The sequence below is a fragment of the Rhizobium tibeticum genome (genome assembly GCF_900110205.1).
GTDB lineage: Bacteria > Pseudomonadota > Alphaproteobacteria > Rhizobiales > Rhizobiaceae > Rhizobium > Rhizobium tibeticum.
Window position 1 is genome coordinate 135,993 of the sequence record NZ_FOCV01000008.1, and the last position, 19,299, is coordinate 155,291.

The following is a 19,299-nucleotide window of genomic DNA, read 5'->3' on the forward strand; positions in this document are numbered from 1 at the left end:
CCCGTTCCTTCGGACAGGGAGCGATGACGTCATCAGGCCCTGTCAATCAAATATGTCGATCAATGATGTTGGGACCGGACAAGCCGGTGACCGTATCATTGTTTTTGCCGGCCAGCGCCGCCCGCTGCCCGGGACTGACCGCCATTGCGGTACTGTTCGAGCATCTTTGCGCGCTTCACTACACCCTCACCCGCCTGCCCTGCAAGCACTGCAGCATGGATAAAAGCGTTCTGGCCCATCAGGCCTTCCATTTCGCTCTCCGAGAAGAGACGGTAGGAAGGTATTTCCTCCTCGGTCTCCATTCCGAGGTGCCAGGCCTTGCGAGCCTGGTCGATTTTTCTCACGCCATCTTCGGCGGCATTCGTCGCGTGGAACACGGCAATCGCCGCTCCACTCCTGACTGCGGCGTCCACTTTCGCGGAGCCCGTAACGAACTGCCCCGCCTTGCGGGCCATGTTCATCATCTGCATCAACTGCTGTTCGAGCAGCGTCTCAACGGTTTGGCCGAGATCGGCTGCCGCCTTCACATCCGCTTTCAAAGCGCGGGCGAAGAGCTTCTTCGCCACCGCCTTGTCGACCAGCGAGCGATCGATCTTGACCCAACAGCCGCGTCCCGGAAGCTGGCGCTTCAGATCGGCGACCACAGTCCCATCGGGAGCGGCGACGAAGCGGATCAGCTCATCCGGCGATCCGCTTTCGCGCGTCACGATGCACATGCGACCATTCACGTCATATCCTGCAAGATCGTCGTCCTCAGGAGAAACGGTCGGCTCCCGCGCGGACATTATACTTCCTGCTCGGCCTCGGGAGCTTCTTCAGCTTCCGCGTCCTTGGCGAGATCTTCTTCGGTGATCCACCCAGCCGCGAGGCGAGCCTGAACGACCATCTGCTCGGCTTCGACGCGCGAGACGTCAAACTTGGAGAACAGCCCTTCGAACTTCTTGGTCTCACCGTTCTTGCGTTCGCTCCAGCCGACGAGATCGTCAGCGGCGCAGCCGGCGAAGTCCTCGATCGTCTTAATGCCGTCTTCGCCGAGCGCGACCATCATCTGAGCGGTTATGCCGTCGATCTGGCGCAGTTCGTCCGAAACGCCAAGCGCCTTGCGCTTTTCGTCCATTTCGGCCTCCAGGCGCTCCAGGTATTCGCGGGCGCGGGTCTGGATTTCCTGTGCCGTGTCTTCGTCGAAACCGTCGATCGAGGTGATTTCGTCGAGATCGACGTAAGCCAGCTCTTCGACGGCTGCGAAGCCTTCCGAGGCCAGTACCTGGCCGACCATCTCGTCAACGTCGAGCGAGTCCATGAAAAGATTGGTACGCTCGTTGAATTCCTTCTGGCGGCGCTCGGATTCTTCGGCCTCCGTCATGATGTCGATGTCCCAGCCGGTCAGCTGCGACGCCAGGCGGACGTTCTGGCCGCGGCGGCCGATGGCCAGCGACAACTGCTCGTCCGGAACCACGACTTCGATGCGCTCTGCATCTTCGTCGAGAACGACCTTGGCCACTTCAGCCGGCTGCAGAGCGTTGACGACGAAGGTCGCTGGATCCTGCGACCACGGAATGATGTCGATCTTTTCGCCCTGAAGCTCGCCGACAACGGCCTGAACGCGCGAACCGCGCATACCGACGCAGGCGCCGACCGGATCGATCGAGCTGTCGTTCGAGATCACGGCAATCTTGGCGCGCGAACCCGGATCGCGGGCAACCGACTTCACCTGGATAATGCCGTCGTAGATTTCAGGCACTTCCATAGTGAACAGCTTCACCATGAACTGCGGATGCGTGCGCGACAGGAAGATCTGCGGGCCGCGCTGCTCTCTACGAACATCATATACGTAGGCGCGGACGCGATCGCCATAGCGGACGTTTTCGCGCGGGATCATTTCGTCGCGACGGATGATGCCTTCGCCACGGCCGAGATCGACGATGACGTTGCCGTATTCGACGCGCTTGACGGTGCCGTTGACGATCTCGCCAACGCGATCCTTGAACTCGTCGAACTGGCGATCACGCTCGGCCTCGCGAACCTTCTGGACGATAACCTGCTTTGCGGACTGAGCCGCGATACGGCCGAAATCCATCGGCGGCAGCGGATCGGCGATGAAATCGCCAAGGGCTGCATCCGGGTTGCGGTCGCGGGCCAGCTCGAGCGGGATCTGGGTCGAATAGTCTTCGGCCTTGTCGACAACTTCGAGCAGGCGCTGAAGGCGGATTTCGCCGGTCTTCGGGTTGATGTCGGCCCGAATGTTGGACTCAGTGCCGTAGCGAGAGCGCGCTGCCTTCTGGATCGCATCTGCCATTGCGGCAAGCACGATCTCACGGTCGATGACCTTTTCGCGCGCCACTGCATCTGCGATCTGCAGAAGTTCGAGCCGGTTCGCACTGACTGCCATTGTCTTTTCTCTCCGTCTAGGCGTCCGGGGTTCCCGTCCCTGGAGCCACAAGTTGATCGGTTATTCTTCGTCTTCCGCTTCGTTCTGGTTCGCGGCCTCTGCCTTCGCCAGCTTGTCGGCGCGCAGTGCATCACGGATCAGATCGTCGGTCAGAATGAGCTTTGCATCGGCGAGGGCCGTGAACGGAATAACGATATTCTGTTCTTCGTCCTCGGAAACCTGGTCACGCTCGAGCGTGAAACCGTCGGCGTCGGTCGCAACGATCTTACCGCGGAAGCGCTTACGGTTGCCGACCATGATCGACGTTTCGCACTTCAGAAGATGTCCCTGCCAGCGCACAAAATCGGACTTCCGCACCATCGGGCGGTCAATACCCGGCGAAGACACTTCCAGATGATACTCTCTATCGATAGGATCTTCCACATCGAGAACCGGAGAAACGGCCATCGAGACCTCTTCGCAGCCTTCGACGTCCATCGTTCCATCGTTGCGCTCGGCCATGATCTGCATGGTGGCGCCGTTCTGGTTGAGCATGCGCACACGGACCAGACGGTAACCAAGGTCAACAAGCACGGGCTCGATAATGTCGGCAAGACGCTGGTCGAGACCAGTTTCCGTGATGAGCCGCGGCTCAAGTTCATTGTCTGCTTTCGTCGGATCCGACAAGCGATGCGCTCCTAGCAATGTCATGCATTTTGGGTGATCGCGGTAATAAAAAAGAGCGGGTCCTTGCGGCCCACTCTTCATCAATACGATCAAGATTTGAGAGCGATATAGGCCCGTTTTTACGAAATTGCAAGCTCCATCGCTAACCTTCCCATTGAGCTCCCGCGCTAGCCAGCGGCATCTTTCGCCATATATTGGCTCAGAGGGACCGACATCGGGAGGGATCGTGCCATACACTTCGTCGACACTGGCGCCGTTGCGGCACGAGACCTACCGGACGATCTGGTTTGCAAGCCTCGCTTCGAACTTCGGGGGGCTGATCCAGGCGGTTGGCGCTGCCTGGATGATGACAACCATCACGGCATCGGAAAATATGGTCGCGCTGGTGCAGACATCGACGGCGCTGCCGATCATGCTCTTCTCGCTCGTATCGGGCGCCCTTGCCGACAGCTTCGACCGCCGCCGGGTGATGCTGACCGCGCAGTATTTCATGCTTGCGGTTTCGGCGCTGCTCAGCGTATCGGCCTACTTCAACTGGCTTTCGCCCTGGCTGCTCCTCTTCTTCACGTTCCTGATCGGCTGCGGTACTGCGTTGAACAATCCGTCGTGGCAGGCTTCGGTCGGCGACATGGTTCCACGCAGCGACCTGCCGGGCGCGGTCACGTTGAACAGCGTCGGCTTCAACATCACCCGCAGCGTTGGCCCCGCGATCGGCGGCGTTATCGTCGCTGCCGCCGGCGCAGCAGCGGCCTTTGCCGTCAACACGCTGAGCTACTTCGCACTGATCTATGCGCTCATTCGCTGGAAGCCGGCCCCCCCGGCCTCTACCCTGCCACGGGAAACGCTTGGCAGCGCAGTGTTTGCGGGCCTTCGCTATGTGTCAATGTCGCCCAACCTGCAGAAGGTGCTGCTGCGCGGGCTCATCTTCGGGATCAGCGCCAGCTCGATTCTCGCACTGCTGCCGATCGTGGCGATCGACCTCGTTGTCGGCGGCCCGTTGACCTACGGTCTCATGCTCGGCTCCTTCGGCATCGGTGCGATCGGCGGCGCGATGCTGAATGATCAGCTGCGCGAACGCTTCTCCAGTGAAACGATCGTGCGGATTTCCTTCGCCGGCTTTGCGCTGAGCGCCGCGATTGCCTCTTTTAGCCCGATTGCCGCACTGACCTGTGCCGGGCTGGTGATATCAGGGGCATGCTGGGTGCTGGCACTTTCGCTTTTCAACACGATCGTCCAGCTGTCGACGCCGCGCTGGGTCGTTGGTCGCGCTTTGTCGCTCTATCAGACGGTGACCTTCGGCGGCATCGCGGGCGGCAGCTGGCTATGGGGCGTGGCGGCCGATCGCTACGGCGTCTCGGATACCTTGTTGATCTCCGCCGTCGTCATGCTCTTCGGCATCGTCGTCGGGCTGCGCTTTGCCATGCCGGCCTTTGCCTCGCTCAATCTCGACCCGCTCAACCGCTTCATCGAGCCGGCGCTCGGCCTCGATATTACGCCGCGCAGCGGTCCGATCGTCGTCCAAATCGACTACGAAATCGCCGATGCGGATGTTCACGAGTTCCTGGCACTGATGGGCGAGCGGCGGCGTATCAGAATTCGCGATGGCGCCCGCAATTGGGCGCTGATGCGCGATCTCGAAAAGCCGGGGCGATGGACGGAGACCTACCACACGCCGACCTGGGTCGAATACATCAGGCACAATCAGCGCCGAACGCAGGCCGATGCGGAAAACATCGAAAGGCTTCGGGCGCTTCACCACGGTGAACAACTGCCGCAGGTCCACCGGCTGATCGAACGCCAGGCCATTCCGCCCGACAGCGACGTCTTCTACAAGACACCGATCGATCTGCACCATTGAGGCAAGACATGTATTCCTTTCGCCCCGCCCGTCCTTCCGATCTGACGGCAATCATCGGCCTGCTCTCTGATGATTATCTCGGAGCGCCCCGCGAGGTCATCTCGGATCCGCCAGATGCAAGGTATGTTACCGCATTCGAGGCAATCGAAGCCGATGCAAACCAACTGCTGGCCGTCGCGGTGGACGAGGACGATCGTGTCATCGGCTGCCTGCAGCTGACGTTTATTCCCGGCCTGTCCCGAACGGGCATGTGGCGCGGGCAGATCGAGAGCGTGCGTGTTGCCAGAGACGCGCGTGGCTTGGGCCTTGGCTCCGATTTCATCGAATGGGCAGTTGCGCGCTGCGCCGAACGCGGCTGTGGTCTGGTGCAATTGACGTCCGACAAATCGCGGAGGGATTCAATCCGCTTCTACGCGAAGCTGGGGTTCGTCGCGAGCCACGAGGGCTTGAAGCGCAACCTCTAGGCTTACTTCAACTTGCCGATCATCGTTGCCTCGGGATAGCAGGTCGGCTTCATGCCGTTCTTTTCCTGCCACTGGCCGATGGACCGGCGCGTCTTGTAGCCCGGCAGCCCGTCGGAGCCGCCGACATCGTATCCCTTCTTCTCCAATGTCTTCTGCATGGCCGCGACGTCGGATCGCAGCATCTTGCCGACATCGCCCCATGCCCCTTGGAAGGCGCCGGAGCCGTACGCAATGCGATCGGAGAGGTTGCCTATATAGAGCGCGTAAAGGTCGGAGTTGTTGTATTCCTTGATCACGTAGAAGTTCGGCGTGACGACGAATTCCGGCCCGTCGCGGCCGGCCGGTACAAGTATCATGCCGGATGCTTTGCCTTCGTCGGAAGGGAAGGCCTTGCCGGATATGCGCGCGATGCCGAGCGAGGCCCAGTGCGATACGGGCTTGGCGAGATCCGGCCCTTCTTGCGCGCAGGAAACCTGATCGGGAATCGTCACTTCATATCCCCAGCCACGACCGCGCTGCCAGCCCTTCTGGACCAGGAAATTGGCGATCGAGGCAAGCGTGTCGGGAACCGATGTCCAGATATTGGGGTGGCCGTCACCGTCGAAATCGACGGCATATTTTAGATAACTGGTCGGCATGAACTGCGGCTGGCCAAGCGCGCCCGCCGATGAGCCTTTGAATTCGGCTGGTGTCGCGTCGCCGCGATCGATGATGTGCAGGGCAGCGAGCAGTTCAGTGCGGAACATCTCCTTGCGTGTCGACATGAACGCCTTCGTCGCCAGCACCTCGATCGCCGAGTTGGGGATCTTGGCCGCCCCGAAACCCGTTTCGCGTCCCCAGACGGCAAGCACGATCGAACCGGGGACCCCGTAGGTTCTTTCGATCTTCTTCAGCGTCGAGGCATATTGTGATGCAAAACCGCGGCCGGTGCCACCCAGCCGCCTCAGCCGATCCTCGTTGAAATAGGGCGCCGGCGAGGAGAATTCAGCCTGCGTCTGCTTCTGTTGCTTCGGCGGCGGGAAGCCGGGAGGGGCAAGATCGGTGAGGCTCCAGTTGAGTTCGACGCCCGCGAAGGACGCGCGAAACGCCCGCTCCGAAATACCGTTCTTCTGCGCCTCCGGCCAGAGATCGGCCTGCACCCATCTTTCGAATTGCGCTTCGACATCAGCTTTCGATGCGGAAAGAACCGACGAGCATGACAGCGTCAGCAACGCCGCCGTTGCGATCAAGAGGCGGCCGAAAATGCTCCTGTTCATGCTTCCCCCTAGATTGCTGTACGTGCTCTGAGCGCCGCTTGCAGTGTTCCTTCGTCGAGATAGTCGAGCTCGCCGCCGACCGGGACGCCGTGGGCGAGGCGCGTGATCTTCACGTCGAGCCCGCTCAGCTGGTCGGTTATATAGTGTGCTGTCGTCTGCCCCTCGACGGTCGCATTGACCGCAATGATTAGTTCGCGGATGCCGCCGGCGCTGGCGCGCTCGATCAGACCGCGAATGTTGAGGTCATCAGGCCCGACACCATCCAGCGGTGAGAGGGTGCCGCCGAGTACATGATAGGTCGCGTTCAAGGCGCCGGCACGCTCCAGCGCCCAGAGGTCAGAGACATCTTCGACGACGATGATGACGGATTGGTCGCGCCGGTCGTCCGTGCAGACCGTGCAGGGATCAACCGTATCGACATTGCCGCAATGCGAGCAGATCTTGACCTTGTCATAGGCCTCGCCCATCGCATTCGACAAGGGGCCGAGCAGCTGGTCTTTCTTCTTGATGAGGTGCAGGGCAGCCCGGCGCGCGGACCGCGGACCGAGGCCGGGCACCTTCGCCAGAAGCTGAATCAGTTTTTCGATCTCGGGGCCGGTGACTCGCTTTGCCATGAGGGGTTATTAGCCCATATGTTGTAAAAACGGAAACAGCTTGGGAGCGCCGCTCGATGAAAATCCTCGCCGTCTGCATTGGCAGTGCCGAGCGGCTACCCGGCAAGAGCTACAAGACCGGCATCTACAAGCATCCCGTCGGCGGCAACGTGCTCGTCGATGCCGAGGGGCTTGTCGGCGACGCCATTTGTAACCGGAAACACCATGGCGGCGCTGACCAGGCCGTCTATCTCGAGGGTTCGCTGACGCTCGACTGGTGGTCAAAGGAGCTTGGGCGGCCAATCGAGCCGGGGACGTTCGGAGAGAACATGGTGATCGACGACCTCGATAACCGCATGGTCTCGGTGGGCGATAGATTCATAGCCGGCGATCTTGTTCTGGAGGTCACCAGCGCACGCATCCCTTGCGCCACTTTTGCCGCCCGGATGGGCGACCCGCTGTTTATCAAGCGCTACACACAGGCAGCGCGGCCAGGCATCTATTGCCGCGTTCTTCACGGTGGGGCAATCGCCGCCGGAATAACTGTCGACTATCGGCCCTATGACGGCGAGAAGGTGACGATGCCGGAGATGATCGCGACCTTCGGCAAGACACTCGCGGCGCAGGATCGCAGCCGCTATCTCGCAGCACCGATCCACTATAAACTGCGCAATATCTTGGCAGTGCAGGCAGGCACCTAGCGCAGGCGCGCCTCAAAAGCCGCCAATGCCGCCCTTCCCTCCGGCCACTCGCCGAGCCCGCTCTTCTCATTGATGTGACCGCGGGCACCGATACCCATGAATTCGCTACCCCAAGCATCGGCCTTGGTACGCGCATAGTCGAGCGAACCGAAAGGGTCGTCGCTACTGGCTATGACAAGCGACAGGAACGGAAGGGCCGTGAAAGGTGGATCGGCAAAGCCGGCGGCCTCCGGGGGGGAAAACCGGCGAGCGTGGGTCCGGTGGCGCGACCAGCAAGGCGCCGCTGACGCGATGCGCCGCCCGCCGCGCCCAATGGGCAACCAGAAGGCACGAGAGGCTGTGGGCGACGAGAAGCGGTTCGTTCTCCGATTGTCCTGCAGCCCGGTCCAGCGCGGCGATCCAATCCTCGAGGTCCGGCCGATCCCAGTTTGAGGGAGAAAACCGCCGCATGCGGGGATCGGCCGCCTCCCATCGGGACTGCCAGTGTGCTTCGCCAGACCCGCCAATGCCCGGCACCATGATGATATCTCGCATCGCTTCCTTCCTGTTGCTCGACGCATAAGCTGCGTGAGATAGTCCGCAAACGACATAGGAAATCATCGGAGAAATCATCGTTCAACCGATGAATTAAAGGCGAAGAATGATGGCTGGTTTTATGAGCCGACAACTCGACCCGACCGACATGCTGATCGTCGAGATCATGCAGGCGGACGGGCGCATCTCTGTTTCCGAACTCGGGCGCAAGGTCGGTCTGTCGCAACCGGCTGCGTCCGAGCGGCTGAAACGCCTGGAAGAACGGGGAATCATCGAGGGTTACAGTGCCCGCGTCAATGCCGCGGCCCTCGGGCTGGGCATGATGGCCGTCGTTCGGCTGCGTACGAGCCACGAACATATCCGCAGCTGTCTCAAGCAATTCTCGGAAATGCCACAGATTGTCGAGGTTCTCAGGCTGACGGGAGAGGATTGCTTCGTGTTGAAGGTCCTGGTCCCCTCGCCGTCCGAGCTTGAGATCATCGTCGACAGCATCGCGCGCTACGGCGCAGTGACGACCTCCCTCGTATTGCGCGGCGAACCGATGAAGCCGATCGGCCGCGAACTGGTGAAACTGGCGCGACACCACCTCTGACGCGATTTCAACCACTGCCACTTGCTGACGAGGCCGACGCTCCTAGTTTTTCACGCACGGAGTGTAAATCGAAGGAGGCTCGCATGTCCATCGCAAGACTTATCGCGGCGGTAGTCATCGCCGCAACGGCCACTACCTTCCTATCAGCGACGCCGGCGGCTGCCCGCGTCAAAGTCGGCTCGCTTGGCTGTGACATATCTCCCGGATTTGGCGTGATCATCGGTTCGAAACGGACGCTCAACTGCATATTCACCCCGTCTTCGCCGGGACGGCCGAGCGAACGCTATACCGGTACAATCACTAAGCTCGGCATTGATATCGGCACGCTGGCGGGCGGCGGAATGATTTGGCTCGTCTATGCACCGACCAACCGGCTCGACGGCGCTCTGCAGGGAAGCTACTCCGGCGTCGCAGCCAATGCGACTGTCGGCCTCGGTGTCGGGGCTAATGTCCTTATCGGCGGTTTCGAAGGCTCGATTGCGCTGCAGCCAGTCTCGGCGGAGGGCACGTCCGGTCTCAATATCGCCGCAGGCGTTGCCAACATGATTCTGACTTGGGTGCCGCCGGCACCGGCTCCCAAGCGGCATATCTCACAGCGATAGCCTAACGCATCGCGATCGCGACCGCAGCGCCGGCCATCGTTCCGGCGCTGGCCCGATTGGCCACACGAATAGCGCGGCGGCTTTTCAGGAAGCCTCTCGCCTTCGCCGCGAGCAGCGCCCAACTGATATCGATGACGATCAGCACCAGAAGCATCGTCCCGACGAGTTCGCCCCAGCCGACCATGGTCACGGCGCGGATGTCGATGATCGAGGGCAGCAGCGCCATATAGAACATCATGATCTTCGGGTTGCCTAGCGTCACCGTCATGCCAGCGAAGAAAAGCTTTAGCGACGATTGCGTGTCGGGCAGCGATTCAGCCTCACGGTCCGGCGAGGCAAACCACATCTTCCAGGCGAGATAGAGCAGATAGCAGACGCCGAGCCCCTTGATGGCAACGAAGGCGTAATGGAAGGTTTCGGCGATCGCGGCGAGACCGGCAACGGCGCAGGTCAGCCAGATCGCCTCGCCGAGCCACATGGCCGCCAGGAAGGGAAGAACGTCACGCGCGCCCTTGGAGATCACACGGGCGACGAGGGCAGCAACGCTCGGCCCCGGAGAGCCGGCAGCCACGAACAGCGCGCAGGCAAAGACGAACAGGCTGGTCAACGTCATCCGAATCCCCCCTCAAATGACGGGAGCGGTGCCAGGTTGCCGGCACCGCTCCTTCGGGCTACTGGCCGATCAGAACGGCATCTTGAAGCCGGGCGGGATCGGCAGGCCGGCGGTCAGCGCCTTGGTCTTCTCAGCCGCGGCGGCTTCGGCCTTGTCCTTGGCATCCTTGTGAGCGGCAACAATCAGGTCTTCGAGAATCTCGACATCGTCTTCCTTGAATAGCGACGGGTCGATCTTCAGGCTCTGCATCTCGCCCTTGCCATTGAGGACCACGGTAATGAGGCCGCCACCCGACTTGCCTTCCGCATGGAGTTCGGCGATCTCCGCCTGCATTTTCTCCATCTTGGCCTGCATTTCCTTGACTTTGCCCATCATGCCCATGATGTCGCGCATCGTCTCGCTCCTTCTCGATAACTCAGAATATTATGTCGTCGCCGGGCAGGATGTCGCCTTCATCGGATTCGGCAGCGGCAGGCGCCTTGACCTCCTCTTCCTCGTCCGGCTCCGGTGCCCGCACGCGCACGTCGATGATCTTGGCGCCCGGGAACTGCGCGAGGATCGCCGCCACATCCGGGTCCTGCCGGGCGTCGCTCACCTGCTGCGCCTTGGCGCTGGCTTCGGCCTCGACAATCGTCGGCTGGCCCTGCTCGCGGCTGAGGCTGACGATCCAATGGATGCCCGTCCAGTCCTTGAGTTTGACCGCCAGTTCGTTGAGCAGCGTGCCGGGGGCGCCTTCGGTCAGATTGACGTCGAGGCGACCGGGTTCGATGCGAACGGGACGGACGAAGTTGCGCACCAGCGCCTTGATCTTCGCATCGCGCTTGTCGCCTGCTAGATTGGCGAGATCGGCGATGGAATTGACCGGCACCAATGGCTTCGGCGCCTCGGTGGGCTTCGTCTCGACACGCCCAACCGGCGCGTAATGCGGATCGGGATTGGGAACCGCACGCAGCATGGCGGTCGGCCCTACCGGCTGCGGACGCGGTATCGGGTCCGTCGATCGCGCCGCCAGATTGCCCTGATAGTTCACCGTTGCGCCGCCACCGCTGTTGCCCGACGGCGCAGACGGACGGCTTCCACCGTTCGTCTCGGAAAACTCCGCGAGGCGACGGGCAGCATCCTCAGGTGCCGGTAGATGCGCGGCATGCGCCAGTCGGATCAGCACCATCTCGGCGGCGCCTGCCGGGCGCGAGGAGCCTTCGGCTTCCGGAATGCCCTTCAACAGCATCTGCCAGATGCGCGACAGCGCCGTCACCGCCACGCCCTGGGCGAATTCCGCAGCCTTTGTGCGTTCGATCTCGCTGAGCGAAGGGTCGTTCGCCGCGTCCGGCACATACTTCAGCCGCGTCACGAGATGCGTGAAATCGGCAAGGTCGGTCAGCACCGCAACCGGATTGGCACCAGCTTCGTACTGGCCTTCGAATTCGCGCAGCGCCGCAGCAACATCACCTTTGACGATGTAATGAAAGAGATCGACGATGCGAGCGCGGTCGGCAAGGCCGAGCATGCCGCGTACGGCTTCGGTCAAAACGGCGCCGCCGCCATGGGCGATTGCCTGATCAAGCAGCGACAGACCGTCACGTGCCGAGCCTTCGGCGGCGCGGGCGATCATCGCCAGCGCATCGGGCTCTGCCTCGATGCCTTCCTTCGATGCGATCGTGGTGAAGAGGCCGACGAGATCCGAGGCGCTGATGCGGCGCAGGTCAAAGCGCTGGCAGCGCGACAGGACCGTGATAGGCACCTTGCGGATTTCGGTGGTGGCGAAGATGAATTTCACATGTTCGGGCGGCTCTTCGAGCGTCTTCAGCAGGCCGTTGAAGGCCTGCGTCGAAAGCATGTGCACTTCGTCGATGATGTAGACCTTGTAGCGCGCCGAAACCGGACGGTAGCGCACCTGCTCGATGATCTCGCGGATATCGTCGATACCCGTATGAGAGGCGGCGTCCATCTCGATGACATCGACATGCCGGCCTTCCATGATCGCCTGGCAGTGCTCGCCGGGAATGCGCAGATCGATCGTCGGCTTGTCGACCTCTGAGGTCTTGTAGTTCAGGGCGCGGGCAAGGATGCGGGCCGTCGTCGTCTTGCCGACCCCGCGAACACCGGTCAGCATGTAGGCCTGCGCAATGCGGCCGGTCTCGAAAGCGTTGGTCAGGGTCTGGACCATCGGCTCCTGGCCGACCATCAGATCCGTGAAATCCTTGGGGCGGTATTTGCGTGCCAGCACCCGGTATCCGGTGCCCGTCGAGGCGGCATCTTTTGATTGTCGCTCGGTGTCGCTCATCGCCCTGCTTAGCGCCCGGACTCATCGGGCAAAGGATGGAGAGAAGGGTGGGAGGCTGGCACGATGACCCGTGCCGGGCTCGTTAGGGCTGCTTCCTTCCGGACCTGACCCGGTTGGCGAGTGGCTCGTCCACCACCAACCTCCCGGATGCACATATCGGCAATATCGCCATCAAAAGCAAGCCAAGCTCAAAAAAAACTGCTAGCCTCAAGAAAACATGGAGGAATGCCCGTTGGACGATTTCAAGCTCGACCGTCGGTTGGAAAGCGATAGCGACAGAGTTATGCAGACGGGGCTCTGCGATCTCAGGCTGTCGAAGGACGCCCGTTGGCCGTGGCTGATTCTCGTACCGCGCAGGACGGATGTCACCGAAGTCTTCGAACTGACCCCGCTCGACCAGGTGTTGCTGACATTCGAGACGGAGATGGTCGCCTCCGCCCTGAAGAAGATCACCGGCGCGGCAAAAATCAATATCGGGGCCCTTGGCAATATCGTCCGTCAGCTTCATGTTCATGTCATTGCCCGCTTCGAAGGCGATGCCAATTGGCCAAATCCGGTTTGGGGATTTGGCAAGGCGGAACCCTATGCGGCGGATAAGAGAGATGACCTTATGGAGAAGTTGCGGGAAGCCCTTTCATCATGAGCCGTTCGCTTTTCGATTCGGATGTTCCGCATCCGGAACCCAGCAGCCTGACTGCCTTCGCTGCCAACGACCTGATCCGCGATTCCGAACATCGCGACGAGACTTCCGTCGACAAGGCACTTGCGAAGGAGGGAACGCATATCTTCGCTTTTGCGGGCGACAAATTGGTATTGAAGCACGACGGACAGGTGCTCGATCCGCTGTTTGCCCGTTACGAACTGAAAGACCTGCGGCCGAACTGGGACGAAACAGTGCTGCTCGGCTATCGCAAGACCGGCGAGCCCCGGCTTGCGGTTCCCGTCGGCGTCGCGGAAGAGGAATTGGCTAGCCAATACAAGCCCTCGGACGGACGCTCGCTATTTCGCGAGATGCTGCTTGATGAAGTCCTTCTCGGTGAGTTCGCCCAGGGCGCAAGCCTCATTCGCTGGAACCGGGACAACAAGTTCTGCGGTCGCTGCGGCTCGACCATGGAAATCCATATCGGCGGGTACAAGCGCGTCTGCGCGGCCTGCGGACACGAAATCTTCCCGCGCACCGATCCCGTCGTCATCATGCTGACGATCGACGAGGAACGCGATCTCTGCCTACTCGGCCGCAGCCCGCATTTTGCGCCGGGTATGTATTCCTGTCTCGCCGGTTTTGTCGAGCCGGGTGAGACGATCGAGAACGCCGTGCGGCGCGAGACGCTGGAGGAATCCGGAATCCAAACGGGAAGGATCCGCTACCACGCCTCGCAACCCTGGCCGATGCCGCATTCACTGATGATCGGCTGCTACGCCGAAGCCAGGTCCGCGCACGTGAAGTTCGACAGCCAGGAGCTGGAGGACTGCCGCTGGTTCACGCGTGCCGAAACGCTTGAGATGCTCGAACGCCCCGGCGCGACCGGCAAAGCCCCGCCGCCCAAGGGCGCGATCGCCCATCGACTAATGCGCGATTGGGTAGAGTGGAAAAGGCAATAAGGCCTGACAGAACGAGGCCCCTGATATGGCACGCTCCGAACGCCTTTTGACGCTGCTGCAAACCCTGCGGCGCTATCGCCGCCCGGTCAGCGGCGCGGTGCTGGCAACAGAGACCGGCGTCAGCATCCGCACGCTTTACCGCGATATCGCCAGCCTGCAGGCACAAGGGGCTCTGATCGAAGGAGAGCCTGGCCTCGGCTATGTGCTGAAGCCGGGCTTCATGCTGCCGCCGATGATGTTCTCACTAGACGAAATCGAGGCGCTCGTTCTCGGTTCGCGCTGGGTGGCGCGCGCCGCCGATCCGCGACTTGCCGCCGCCGGCGCCGACGCACTGGCGAAGATCGCGGATGTGCTGCCGCAAGAGATGCGCGACGAAATCGAGACATCGCCGCTGCTCGTGCATCTCCGACCGCCCGTTGCCGACAAGGCCGATCTCAGCGCCATTCGCAAGGCGATTCGCAGCGAACGAATCCTCAAGCTGACCTATTCGGATGAAAGCGGAACCGTCTCCGTCCGCAATATCTGGCCTTTCGCACTGAGTTATTTCGAGCACGTGCGCGTTGTTGTTGCCTGGTGCGAATTGCGTCGGGATTACCGTCACTTCCGCACGGATCGGATCGTCGAAATGACCCCCCAGGACGGGCGTTATCCGCGCCGGCGCGCAGTGCTACTCAAGGAATGGCGGGACCAGCAAGAGATTGCACCCTGACCGCGATGCTACTGCCATAAACTGACAGTGGTTAGCGCTATTATCGGTATCAATCCAACAGGAGGACCGATGATGACGAGCCTGAAACTCACCCGATCGACGCGTGGCAATCATCCTGTCGAGGATACCGCCGCTCATACAGGATACCCGCAATCCACGCTGCTGCGGATGATGCTGAACGCGTCGCGCCACATGGCACGGAGCAAGTATCCGCGCCTCGATCTAGAGACCATGCCCGAGGCGATGAAACGCGATCTCGGCTTCGTGGACTGGGGCCGCCCCTGCCACGAAGGATAGACCTCGACAGCGCAACTCCCAAGACGCGTAAACGACCGCCGCCGCTGCCGATGAGTGCAGCGGCGTTTCTTCGCCTGCCACCATCTCACAACGAGGACCCCCGATGAACAGCCCGAACCTCATCATTCTCTACGTCAAGGACCCGGCCGAAAGCGCCGGTTTCTACCGATCGCTGCTTGGCCGCGAGCCGGTGGCCGAAGCTCCGAACTTCGTCGCTTTCGCGCTCGACGGCGGCTTCACGCTCGGTCTCTGGCGGCTGAGCAAGGTCGCGCCGCAGCCCTCTGCCACTGGCAGCCGCGCCGAGATCGCCTTCATGGTTCCCGGCGAGAACGGCGTGTCAACGCTTTACGAAGACTGGCGCAAACGCCAGCTACCCATCGCGCAAGATCTGACGGATATGGATTTCGGTCCAACCTTCGTCGTTCTCGACCCGGACGGCCATCGCTTGCGTGTCTGTGAGCCGGATAAGTAAGCTATAACGGAAAAGGGCGCCCGCCCGGAGGCGCCCTTCTCATTTCTGCAACTGGCCCCGCATCGGGTGACCCTTGTAGACGCCGAGAATACGGACCTTCTCGGAGAAAAACCGAAGTTCCTCCAGTGCCCGCCGGACGTTCGGATCGTTCGGATGTCCCTCGATATCGGCATAGAACTGCGTTGCGACAAACTTGCCGCCGAGCTGATAGCTCTCCAGTTTGGTCATGTTGATGGTGTTCGTCGCAAAACCGCCGAGCGCCTTGTAGAGCGCGGCCGGAATGTTTCGGACGTTGAAGACAAATGTCGTAACGAGCTTCTCCTCGGCGGAATTGCGATGCGCCCATTCCTCGTCGCGCGAGAGGACGACGAAGCGGGTGACGTTGTCCTCGGTGTCCTCAACGTTCTCTGCCACGATGTCGAGACCGTAGAGATCCGCAGCAAGACGCGGCGCAAGCGCGGCCATCGAGCGATCACCGGTCTCCTGGACGAGCTTTGCGGCACCTGCCGTGTCGCCGGCGATCACCGGCTTCCAGCCGTGCGAGCGCACGATCTTGCGGCACTGGCCAAGTGCATGGATATGGCTGTGAACCGTGCGAATCTCATCCTTTGTCACGCCAGGAAGCACCATCAGCTGGAAGCGGATCGGCATGAAATATTCGCCGATGATGTGCAGGCGGGACTCCGGCAGCAGGTGATGAATGTCGGCGACGCGACCGGCGATCGTGTTCTCGATCGGGATCATCCCGATATCGGCATCGCCGTTCTCGACCGCCACGAAGGCATCCTCGAACGTCTGGCATGGCAGCGGTCCCATGGTCGGAAACATGTCGCGGCACGCCATGTCGGAGTTCGCGCCGAACTCGCCCTGGAAGGCGATCCTGTTGGTCTTGATGTTCATGGAAAATCCGTCACTTCGTTCTAGCGGAGAGAATGTGCCGCGCCTTCTCAAGGTCGGCGGGAGTATCGACACCGAGCGGAACCGTGTCAACGATCTCGACATCGATGCGCATGCCGGCCTCCAGCGCACGCAGTTGCTCCAGCGACTCGCGCTTTTCCAGGACCGATGGTCCAAGCTTTACGAAACGCTCCAGGGCCGACCGGCGGTAAGCATAGAGGCCGACATGGTGGTAGAGTGGTCCATCACCGTAAGGTGCCGTCGCCCGGGTGAAGTAGAGAGCCTTCAGACGGCTTTCGGAGAGCGGTGAACCGACGACCTTGACGATATGCGGTGCAGTCTTGTCCGCCTCGTTATCGATCGCGATCGTTAGTGTTGCGATATCGACGCTCGGGTCCTCCAGAGGGCGCAGTGCGGCGCGAACCGTCTCCGGTTCAATCGTCGGCAGATCGCCCTGCACGTTGACGATAAACTTGGCCTGCTTTTCCGGATCCACCTTCCTGAGCGCTTCGTAGATGCGGTCCGAACCGGACTGATGATTCTTGCTCGTCATGACGACCTCGAAGCCCGCCTCGGCAACGACATCAAAGACCCGCTGGTCATCGACGGCGACGACGACGCGGCCAATCTCGGCTTCCTTCGCCCGCAACGCCACCTGCACGATCATCGGCAGACCGCAAATATCGGCAAGCGGCTTACCCGGAAGACGGGTCGATGCCATGCGGGCCGGGATCAGCACGAGCACGTGATCTAAATTTGGACTGGTCATTGTTCGGGCCTTCTAATCCGGGCGGAAAGGTGTCAAAAAGTCTCACGCAGCAGCCCATTTAGACTGTTGCAACGAATAGCCAAAAGACATAGGTTCCGCGCGATTTCAAGATGGTCCGGTTTTATGTCTGCCGGCTGCAAGGGGAGCATTGCAGATGAATTCATACGTGAATACGGCTGTGGGGGCACTGCTCGGGACGGTTTTCGTTCTGATGTCCGTCTCCATCGCGTCGGAGGGAATCTTTCATTCGGAGAAGCCGGAGAAGGAAGGTTTCGCGATCGTAGCCGAAGAGGCACCCGCCTCTGGTGGCGGCGAGGCCGCACCGGCTGCAGCCGTTCCGATCGCGCAGCTGCTTTCGAAGGCAGACGCCAAGGCTGGCGAAGCTGTCTTCAAGAAGTGTCAGGCCTGTCATGACGCGACCAAGGGGGGGCCGAACAAAGTTGGCCCGAACCTCTATAGTCTCGTCGATCGTCCGATCGGCACGCACGAGGGCTTTGCCTATTCGTCGGCCATGAAGGACTTCTCCAAGGGCGGCAGCGAGAAGTGGACCTTCGATCATCTGAACCACTTCCTGGCAGCGCCGAAGAAATATGTTGCCGGCACGGCGATGGGTTTTGCAGGTCTTCCGAAGGACACGGACCGCGCCAACGTCATCCTCTACCTTCACACCCTGGCCGAGTCGCCGGTTCCGCTTCCGGATCCGAACGCACCGGATAGCGCGACGCAGTAAGCATGCTCTGTTGCTGAGAGAATCGAAGCCCGGCCTGCGCCGGGCTTTTTCTTTGCGCTAGACGCCAAGCAGCAAGGCCCAGAACGATACGGAGATGGCGCCGAGTGCCGTCGTTAGCGTGATCGTCGATGCCGCCAGGCTGTGGCCGACGCCGAAACGATTGGCGATCAGCCAGGCGTTGACGCCCGTCGGAACCGACGAAATCAGCACCAGGGCCGCCGTCCAGTCGCTGGCGAGCCCCACCAGATGGCTGGCCGTCCAGACGCAGGCCGGCAACAGCAGGAGCTTGAAGCCGGCGGTAACGCTTGCGATGCCAGCATTGCCGGATATCCCGTATTTCTCGAGCGCCATGCCGAGCGAGATCAACGCAACCGGTCCGGCGACTCCGGCAATCTGATCGACGATGGATTCCACCGGCCCGGGCATCGTGAGGCCGAGAAGATGCATGGCAGAGCCTCCGGCCAAGCCGATCACCAGCGGGTTTCGCACGAGGTTTTGGGCAATCTGGCGGACCAGTTTGGCGATGCTCCGCTCCTGCTTGCCCGAGATCTTGTGTTCGGCGCGCTCCATCATGATGGTACCGATAATCATCATGACAGGAAGATGGACCGCGATCAGGATCGAGAGCGGCACGAGCCCCTTGTCGCCAACCGTTCGCTGCACGAGCGGCAAGCCGATGAAGATGGTGTTGGCGAAGGCTGACGACACGCCGGCGAGCACGCCGATGCGATCATCGCGCCCGAAGAAGCGCGTCGCGGCGAGATGGGCGGCGATCCAGGTCACTGCAACACCGGAGAAGTAGGCGATCCAGAGCCTGAACGGCGATGCCCCGTGAAACTCTGCCGCCGCGATCGTGCGGAACAACAAGAGCGGCACGGCGATCTTGAAGACGAATTCGCTCAGCGCATCGCCGATCTCCGCCTTCATCACCCGCAGTTTCACGGTCAGCCAGCCGATAAGGATCATAATGAAGATGGGAAGGACGTCGAAGATGATGGCTGACATTCAGTACGGCTGCCTTGCGAGGGAATAAGCATGCGTAGCAGCAAATCGGCCGGGATGACAAACACGCGCGACACAAAAACAAAAAAAGCGGGCCTCGCCCGCTTTTCCGCATCCGGTCTTGCCGGATAGCCGGCTTGCGATGCTGCCAGTCCATCCGTGGTCAGCGTCGCTCCGGTATCGTCGAAGGGCATCATTCCCTTCTCTATTGACTGCGACCCGCAAGCCGCTCATGCCAATCTCGTTGACGTTGTCTATAGGAGAGGAAA

General features: G+C 61.2%; 23 protein-coding genes, 1 other RNA gene and 1 pseudogene. 11 read left to right on the forward strand and 14 right to left on the reverse strand.

From position 1 onward, the window contains the following. Positions 1 to 95 precede the first annotated feature (95 nt). The 3 genes from BSG20_RS11285 to rimP are packed head-to-tail and all read right to left on the reverse strand — an operon-like array spanning position 96 to position 3,055. Positions 96 to 785, reverse strand: coding sequence for an RNA-binding protein (locus tag BSG20_RS11285; RefSeq protein ID WP_072374838.1), 690 nt, complete (start codon positions 783 to 785; stop codon positions 96 to 98). Next, the gene (gene nusA / locus BSG20_RS11290; protein WP_024316277.1) at positions 785 to 2,389 is read right to left on the reverse strand and encodes a transcription termination factor NusA; all 1,605 of its coding nucleotides are present in this window, start codon (positions 2,387 to 2,389) and stop codon (positions 785 to 787) included. The genes BSG20_RS11285 and nusA overlap by 1 nt, the downstream gene beginning before the upstream one ends. Before the next feature lie 60 nt (positions 2,390 to 2,449). After that, positions 2,450 to 3,055, reverse strand: a complete 606-nt coding sequence (rimP, locus tag BSG20_RS11295; RefSeq protein WP_072374835.1) for a ribosome maturation factor RimP — start codon at positions 3,053 to 3,055, stop codon at positions 2,450 to 2,452. Between the two features lie 226 nt (positions 3,056 to 3,281). Here rimP and BSG20_RS11300 point away from each other — a divergent pair, with 226 nt between their 5' ends. Together BSG20_RS11300 and BSG20_RS11305 are read left to right on the forward strand one after the other, a co-directional pair. Next, a complete protein-coding gene (locus BSG20_RS11300) occupies positions 3,282 to 4,913 on the forward strand; it encodes an MFS transporter (protein WP_072374832.1) in 1,632 nt (543 codons plus the stop codon). Positions 4,914 to 4,921: 8 nt separating this feature from the next. Then, on the forward strand, positions 4,922 to 5,377 hold the full coding sequence (locus BSG20_RS11305; RefSeq protein ID WP_072374829.1) for a GNAT family N-acetyltransferase: 456 nt from the start codon (positions 4,922 to 4,924) through the stop codon (positions 5,375 to 5,377). 2 nt (positions 5,378 to 5,379) lie between these two features. Here the strand turns inward: BSG20_RS11305 and BSG20_RS11310 are convergent, their stop codons facing one another. Together BSG20_RS11310 and recR are read right to left on the reverse strand one after the other, a co-directional pair. Then, positions 5,380 to 6,633 (reverse strand): lytic murein transglycosylase, encoded by a 1,254-nt coding sequence (locus BSG20_RS11310; RefSeq protein ID WP_072374826.1) that lies wholly within the window; start codon positions 6,631 to 6,633, stop codon positions 5,380 to 5,382. A gap of 8 nt (positions 6,634 to 6,641) precedes the next feature. Then, positions 6,642 to 7,247, reverse strand: a complete 606-nt coding sequence (gene recR / locus BSG20_RS11315; RefSeq protein WP_024316272.1) for a recombination mediator RecR — start codon at positions 7,245 to 7,247, stop codon at positions 6,642 to 6,644. Between the two features lie 56 nt (positions 7,248 to 7,303). Here recR and BSG20_RS11320 point away from each other — a divergent pair, with 56 nt between their 5' ends. Beyond that, positions 7,304 to 7,927, forward strand: a complete 624-nt coding sequence (locus tag BSG20_RS11320) for an MOSC domain-containing protein (RefSeq protein ID WP_072374823.1) — start codon at positions 7,304 to 7,306, stop codon at positions 7,925 to 7,927. Here BSG20_RS11320 and BSG20_RS11325 read toward each other — a convergent pair. After that, positions 7,924 to 8,461 (reverse strand): annotated as a pseudogene (locus BSG20_RS11325) (RBBP9/YdeN family alpha/beta hydrolase). The gene BSG20_RS11320 and the pseudogene BSG20_RS11325 sit on opposite strands and share 4 nt — an antisense overlap. A gap of 109 nt (positions 8,462 to 8,570) precedes the next feature. Here BSG20_RS11325 and BSG20_RS11330 point away from each other — a divergent pair. Further along, positions 8,571 to 9,053 (forward strand): Lrp/AsnC family transcriptional regulator, encoded by a 483-nt coding sequence (locus BSG20_RS11330; protein ID WP_072375193.1) that lies wholly within the window; start codon positions 8,571 to 8,573, stop codon positions 9,051 to 9,053. 83 nt (positions 9,054 to 9,136) lie between these two features. Beyond that, the gene (locus BSG20_RS11335) at positions 9,137 to 9,655 is read left to right on the forward strand and encodes a DUF992 domain-containing protein (protein ID WP_072374819.1); all 519 of its coding nucleotides are present in this window, start codon (positions 9,137 to 9,139) and stop codon (positions 9,653 to 9,655) included. Position 9,656: 1 nt separating this feature from the next. Here BSG20_RS11335 and BSG20_RS11340 read toward each other — a convergent pair whose 3' ends face one another. The 4 genes from BSG20_RS11340 to ffs form a co-directional block, all read right to left on the reverse strand. Beyond that, positions 9,657 to 10,268, reverse strand: coding sequence for a LysE family translocator (locus BSG20_RS11340; RefSeq protein ID WP_072374816.1), 612 nt, complete (start codon positions 10,266 to 10,268; stop codon positions 9,657 to 9,659). 69 nt (positions 10,269 to 10,337) lie between these two features. Beyond that, on the reverse strand, positions 10,338 to 10,661 hold the full coding sequence (locus BSG20_RS11345; RefSeq protein ID WP_072374813.1) for a YbaB/EbfC family nucleoid-associated protein: 324 nt from the start codon (positions 10,659 to 10,661) through the stop codon (positions 10,338 to 10,340). Between the two features lie 22 nt (positions 10,662 to 10,683). Further along, entirely contained in the window at positions 10,684 to 12,552 is a 1,869-nt protein-coding gene (locus BSG20_RS11350; RefSeq protein ID WP_072374810.1) for a DNA polymerase III subunit gamma/tau, read from the reverse strand. A gap of 47 nt (positions 12,553 to 12,599) precedes the next feature. Beyond that, positions 12,600 to 12,696, reverse strand: an RNA gene (ffs, locus tag BSG20_RS11355) — signal recognition particle sRNA small type. Between the two features lie 88 nt (positions 12,697 to 12,784). On the opposite strand from ffs, the gene BSG20_RS11360 reads away from it, so the two are divergent. The 5 genes from BSG20_RS11360 (at position 12,785) to BSG20_RS11380 (ending at position 15,632) form a co-directional block, all read left to right on the forward strand. Continuing rightward, on the forward strand, positions 12,785 to 13,195 hold the full coding sequence (locus BSG20_RS11360; protein WP_177309833.1) for an HIT domain-containing protein: 411 nt from the start codon (positions 12,785 to 12,787) through the stop codon (positions 13,193 to 13,195). After that, positions 13,192 to 14,154, forward strand: a complete 963-nt coding sequence (nudC, locus tag BSG20_RS11365) for an NAD(+) diphosphatase (RefSeq protein ID WP_072374804.1) — start codon at positions 13,192 to 13,194, stop codon at positions 14,152 to 14,154. Before BSG20_RS11360 ends, nudC begins: the two co-directional genes overlap by 4 nt. 25 nt (positions 14,155 to 14,179) lie before the next feature. Continuing rightward, positions 14,180 to 14,863 carry a helix-turn-helix transcriptional regulator gene (locus BSG20_RS11370; RefSeq protein ID WP_024316262.1) on the forward strand — a complete coding sequence of 228 codons (684 nt, stop codon included), beginning with the start codon at positions 14,180 to 14,182 and terminating at the stop codon, positions 14,861 to 14,863. Between the two features lie 69 nt (positions 14,864 to 14,932). Then, positions 14,933 to 15,160 (forward strand): hypothetical protein, encoded by a 228-nt coding sequence (locus BSG20_RS11375; RefSeq protein ID WP_072374801.1) that lies wholly within the window; start codon positions 14,933 to 14,935, stop codon positions 15,158 to 15,160. 103 nt (positions 15,161 to 15,263) lie between these two features. Next, positions 15,264 to 15,632, forward strand: a complete 369-nt coding sequence (locus BSG20_RS11380) for a VOC family protein (protein WP_024316260.1) — start codon at positions 15,264 to 15,266, stop codon at positions 15,630 to 15,632. 39 nt (positions 15,633 to 15,671) lie between these two features. Here BSG20_RS11380 and BSG20_RS11385 read toward each other — a convergent pair whose 3' ends face one another. Both BSG20_RS11385 and BSG20_RS11390 read right to left on the reverse strand, forming a co-directional pair. Next, positions 15,672 to 16,532 carry a prephenate dehydratase gene (locus BSG20_RS11385; RefSeq protein WP_072374798.1) on the reverse strand — a complete coding sequence of 287 codons (861 nt, stop codon included), beginning with the start codon at positions 16,530 to 16,532 and terminating at the stop codon, positions 15,672 to 15,674. Positions 16,533 to 16,542: 10 nt separating this feature from the next. Next, complete coding sequence (locus BSG20_RS11390) at positions 16,543 to 17,298, reverse strand: 3-deoxy-manno-octulosonate cytidylyltransferase (RefSeq protein WP_072374795.1); 756 nt, start codon at positions 17,296 to 17,298, stop codon at positions 16,543 to 16,545. Between the two features lie 154 nt (positions 17,299 to 17,452). On the opposite strand from BSG20_RS11390, the gene BSG20_RS11395 reads away from it, so the two are divergent. Beyond that, positions 17,453 to 18,028 (forward strand): c-type cytochrome, encoded by a 576-nt coding sequence (locus BSG20_RS11395; protein ID WP_072374792.1) that lies wholly within the window; start codon positions 17,453 to 17,455, stop codon positions 18,026 to 18,028. A gap of 57 nt (positions 18,029 to 18,085) precedes the next feature. Here BSG20_RS11395 and BSG20_RS11400 read toward each other — a convergent pair whose 3' ends face one another. Together BSG20_RS11400 and BSG20_RS35565 are read right to left on the reverse strand one after the other, a co-directional pair. Then, a complete protein-coding gene (locus BSG20_RS11400) occupies positions 18,086 to 19,033 on the reverse strand; it encodes an AEC family transporter (protein ID WP_072374789.1) in 948 nt (315 codons plus the stop codon). Next, positions 18,991 to 19,227, reverse strand: a complete 237-nt coding sequence (locus BSG20_RS35565; RefSeq protein WP_143147474.1) for a hypothetical protein — start codon at positions 19,225 to 19,227, stop codon at positions 18,991 to 18,993. Before BSG20_RS35565 ends, BSG20_RS11400 begins: the two co-directional genes overlap by 43 nt. Positions 19,228 to 19,299: the final 72 nt, after the last annotated feature.

What these genes read in the sequence shown, in the direction of transcription:
- BSG20_RS11380 (WP_024316260.1), top strand. Translation starts at nt 15,264, where the DNA reads ATGAACAGCCCGAACCTCATCATTCTCTACGTCAAGGACCCGGCCGAA.
- BSG20_RS11400 (WP_072374789.1), bottom strand. Translation starts at nt 19,033, where the DNA reads ATGTCAGCCATCATCTTCGACGTCCTTCCCATCTTCATTATGATCCTT.
- BSG20_RS11330 (WP_072375193.1), top strand. Translation starts at nt 8,571, where the DNA reads ATGGCTGGTTTTATGAGCCGACAACTCGACCCGACCGACATGCTGATC.
- BSG20_RS35565 (WP_143147474.1), bottom strand. Translation starts at nt 19,227, where the DNA reads ATGATGCCCTTCGACGATACCGGAGCGACGCTGACCACGGATGGACTG.
- BSG20_RS11335 (WP_072374819.1), top strand. Translation starts at nt 9,137, where the DNA reads ATGTCCATCGCAAGACTTATCGCGGCGGTAGTCATCGCCGCAACGGCC.
- BSG20_RS11305 (WP_072374829.1), top strand. Translation starts at nt 4,922, where the DNA reads ATGTATTCCTTTCGCCCCGCCCGTCCTTCCGATCTGACGGCAATCATC.
- BSG20_RS11370 (WP_024316262.1), top strand. Translation starts at nt 14,180, where the DNA reads ATGGCACGCTCCGAACGCCTTTTGACGCTGCTGCAAACCCTGCGGCGC.
- BSG20_RS11375 (WP_072374801.1), top strand. Translation starts at nt 14,933, where the DNA reads ATGATGACGAGCCTGAAACTCACCCGATCGACGCGTGGCAATCATCCT.
- BSG20_RS11385 (WP_072374798.1), bottom strand. Translation starts at nt 16,532, where the DNA reads ATGAACATCAAGACCAACAGGATCGCCTTCCAGGGCGAGTTCGGCGCG.
- nusA (WP_024316277.1), bottom strand. Translation starts at nt 2,389, where the DNA reads ATGGCAGTCAGTGCGAACCGGCTCGAACTTCTGCAGATCGCAGATGCA.
- BSG20_RS11350 (WP_072374810.1), bottom strand. Translation starts at nt 12,552, where the DNA reads ATGAGCGACACCGAGCGACAATCAAAAGATGCCGCCTCGACGGGCACC.
- nudC (WP_072374804.1), top strand. Translation starts at nt 13,192, where the DNA reads ATGAGCCGTTCGCTTTTCGATTCGGATGTTCCGCATCCGGAACCCAGC.
- BSG20_RS11340 (WP_072374816.1), bottom strand. Translation starts at nt 10,268, where the DNA reads ATGACGTTGACCAGCCTGTTCGTCTTTGCCTGCGCGCTGTTCGTGGCT.
- BSG20_RS11285 (WP_072374838.1), bottom strand. Translation starts at nt 785, where the DNA reads ATGTCCGCGCGGGAGCCGACCGTTTCTCCTGAGGACGACGATCTTGCA.
- BSG20_RS11310 (WP_072374826.1), bottom strand. Translation starts at nt 6,633, where the DNA reads ATGAACAGGAGCATTTTCGGCCGCCTCTTGATCGCAACGGCGGCGTTG.
- BSG20_RS11345 (WP_072374813.1), bottom strand. Translation starts at nt 10,661, where the DNA reads ATGCGCGACATCATGGGCATGATGGGCAAAGTCAAGGAAATGCAGGCC.
- BSG20_RS11320 (WP_072374823.1), top strand. Translation starts at nt 7,304, where the DNA reads ATGAAAATCCTCGCCGTCTGCATTGGCAGTGCCGAGCGGCTACCCGGC.
- BSG20_RS11390 (WP_072374795.1), bottom strand. Translation starts at nt 17,298, where the DNA reads ATGACCAGTCCAAATTTAGATCACGTGCTCGTGCTGATCCCGGCCCGC.
- BSG20_RS11395 (WP_072374792.1), top strand. Translation starts at nt 17,453, where the DNA reads ATGAATTCATACGTGAATACGGCTGTGGGGGCACTGCTCGGGACGGTT.
- recR (WP_024316272.1), bottom strand. Translation starts at nt 7,247, where the DNA reads ATGGCAAAGCGAGTCACCGGCCCCGAGATCGAAAAACTGATTCAGCTT.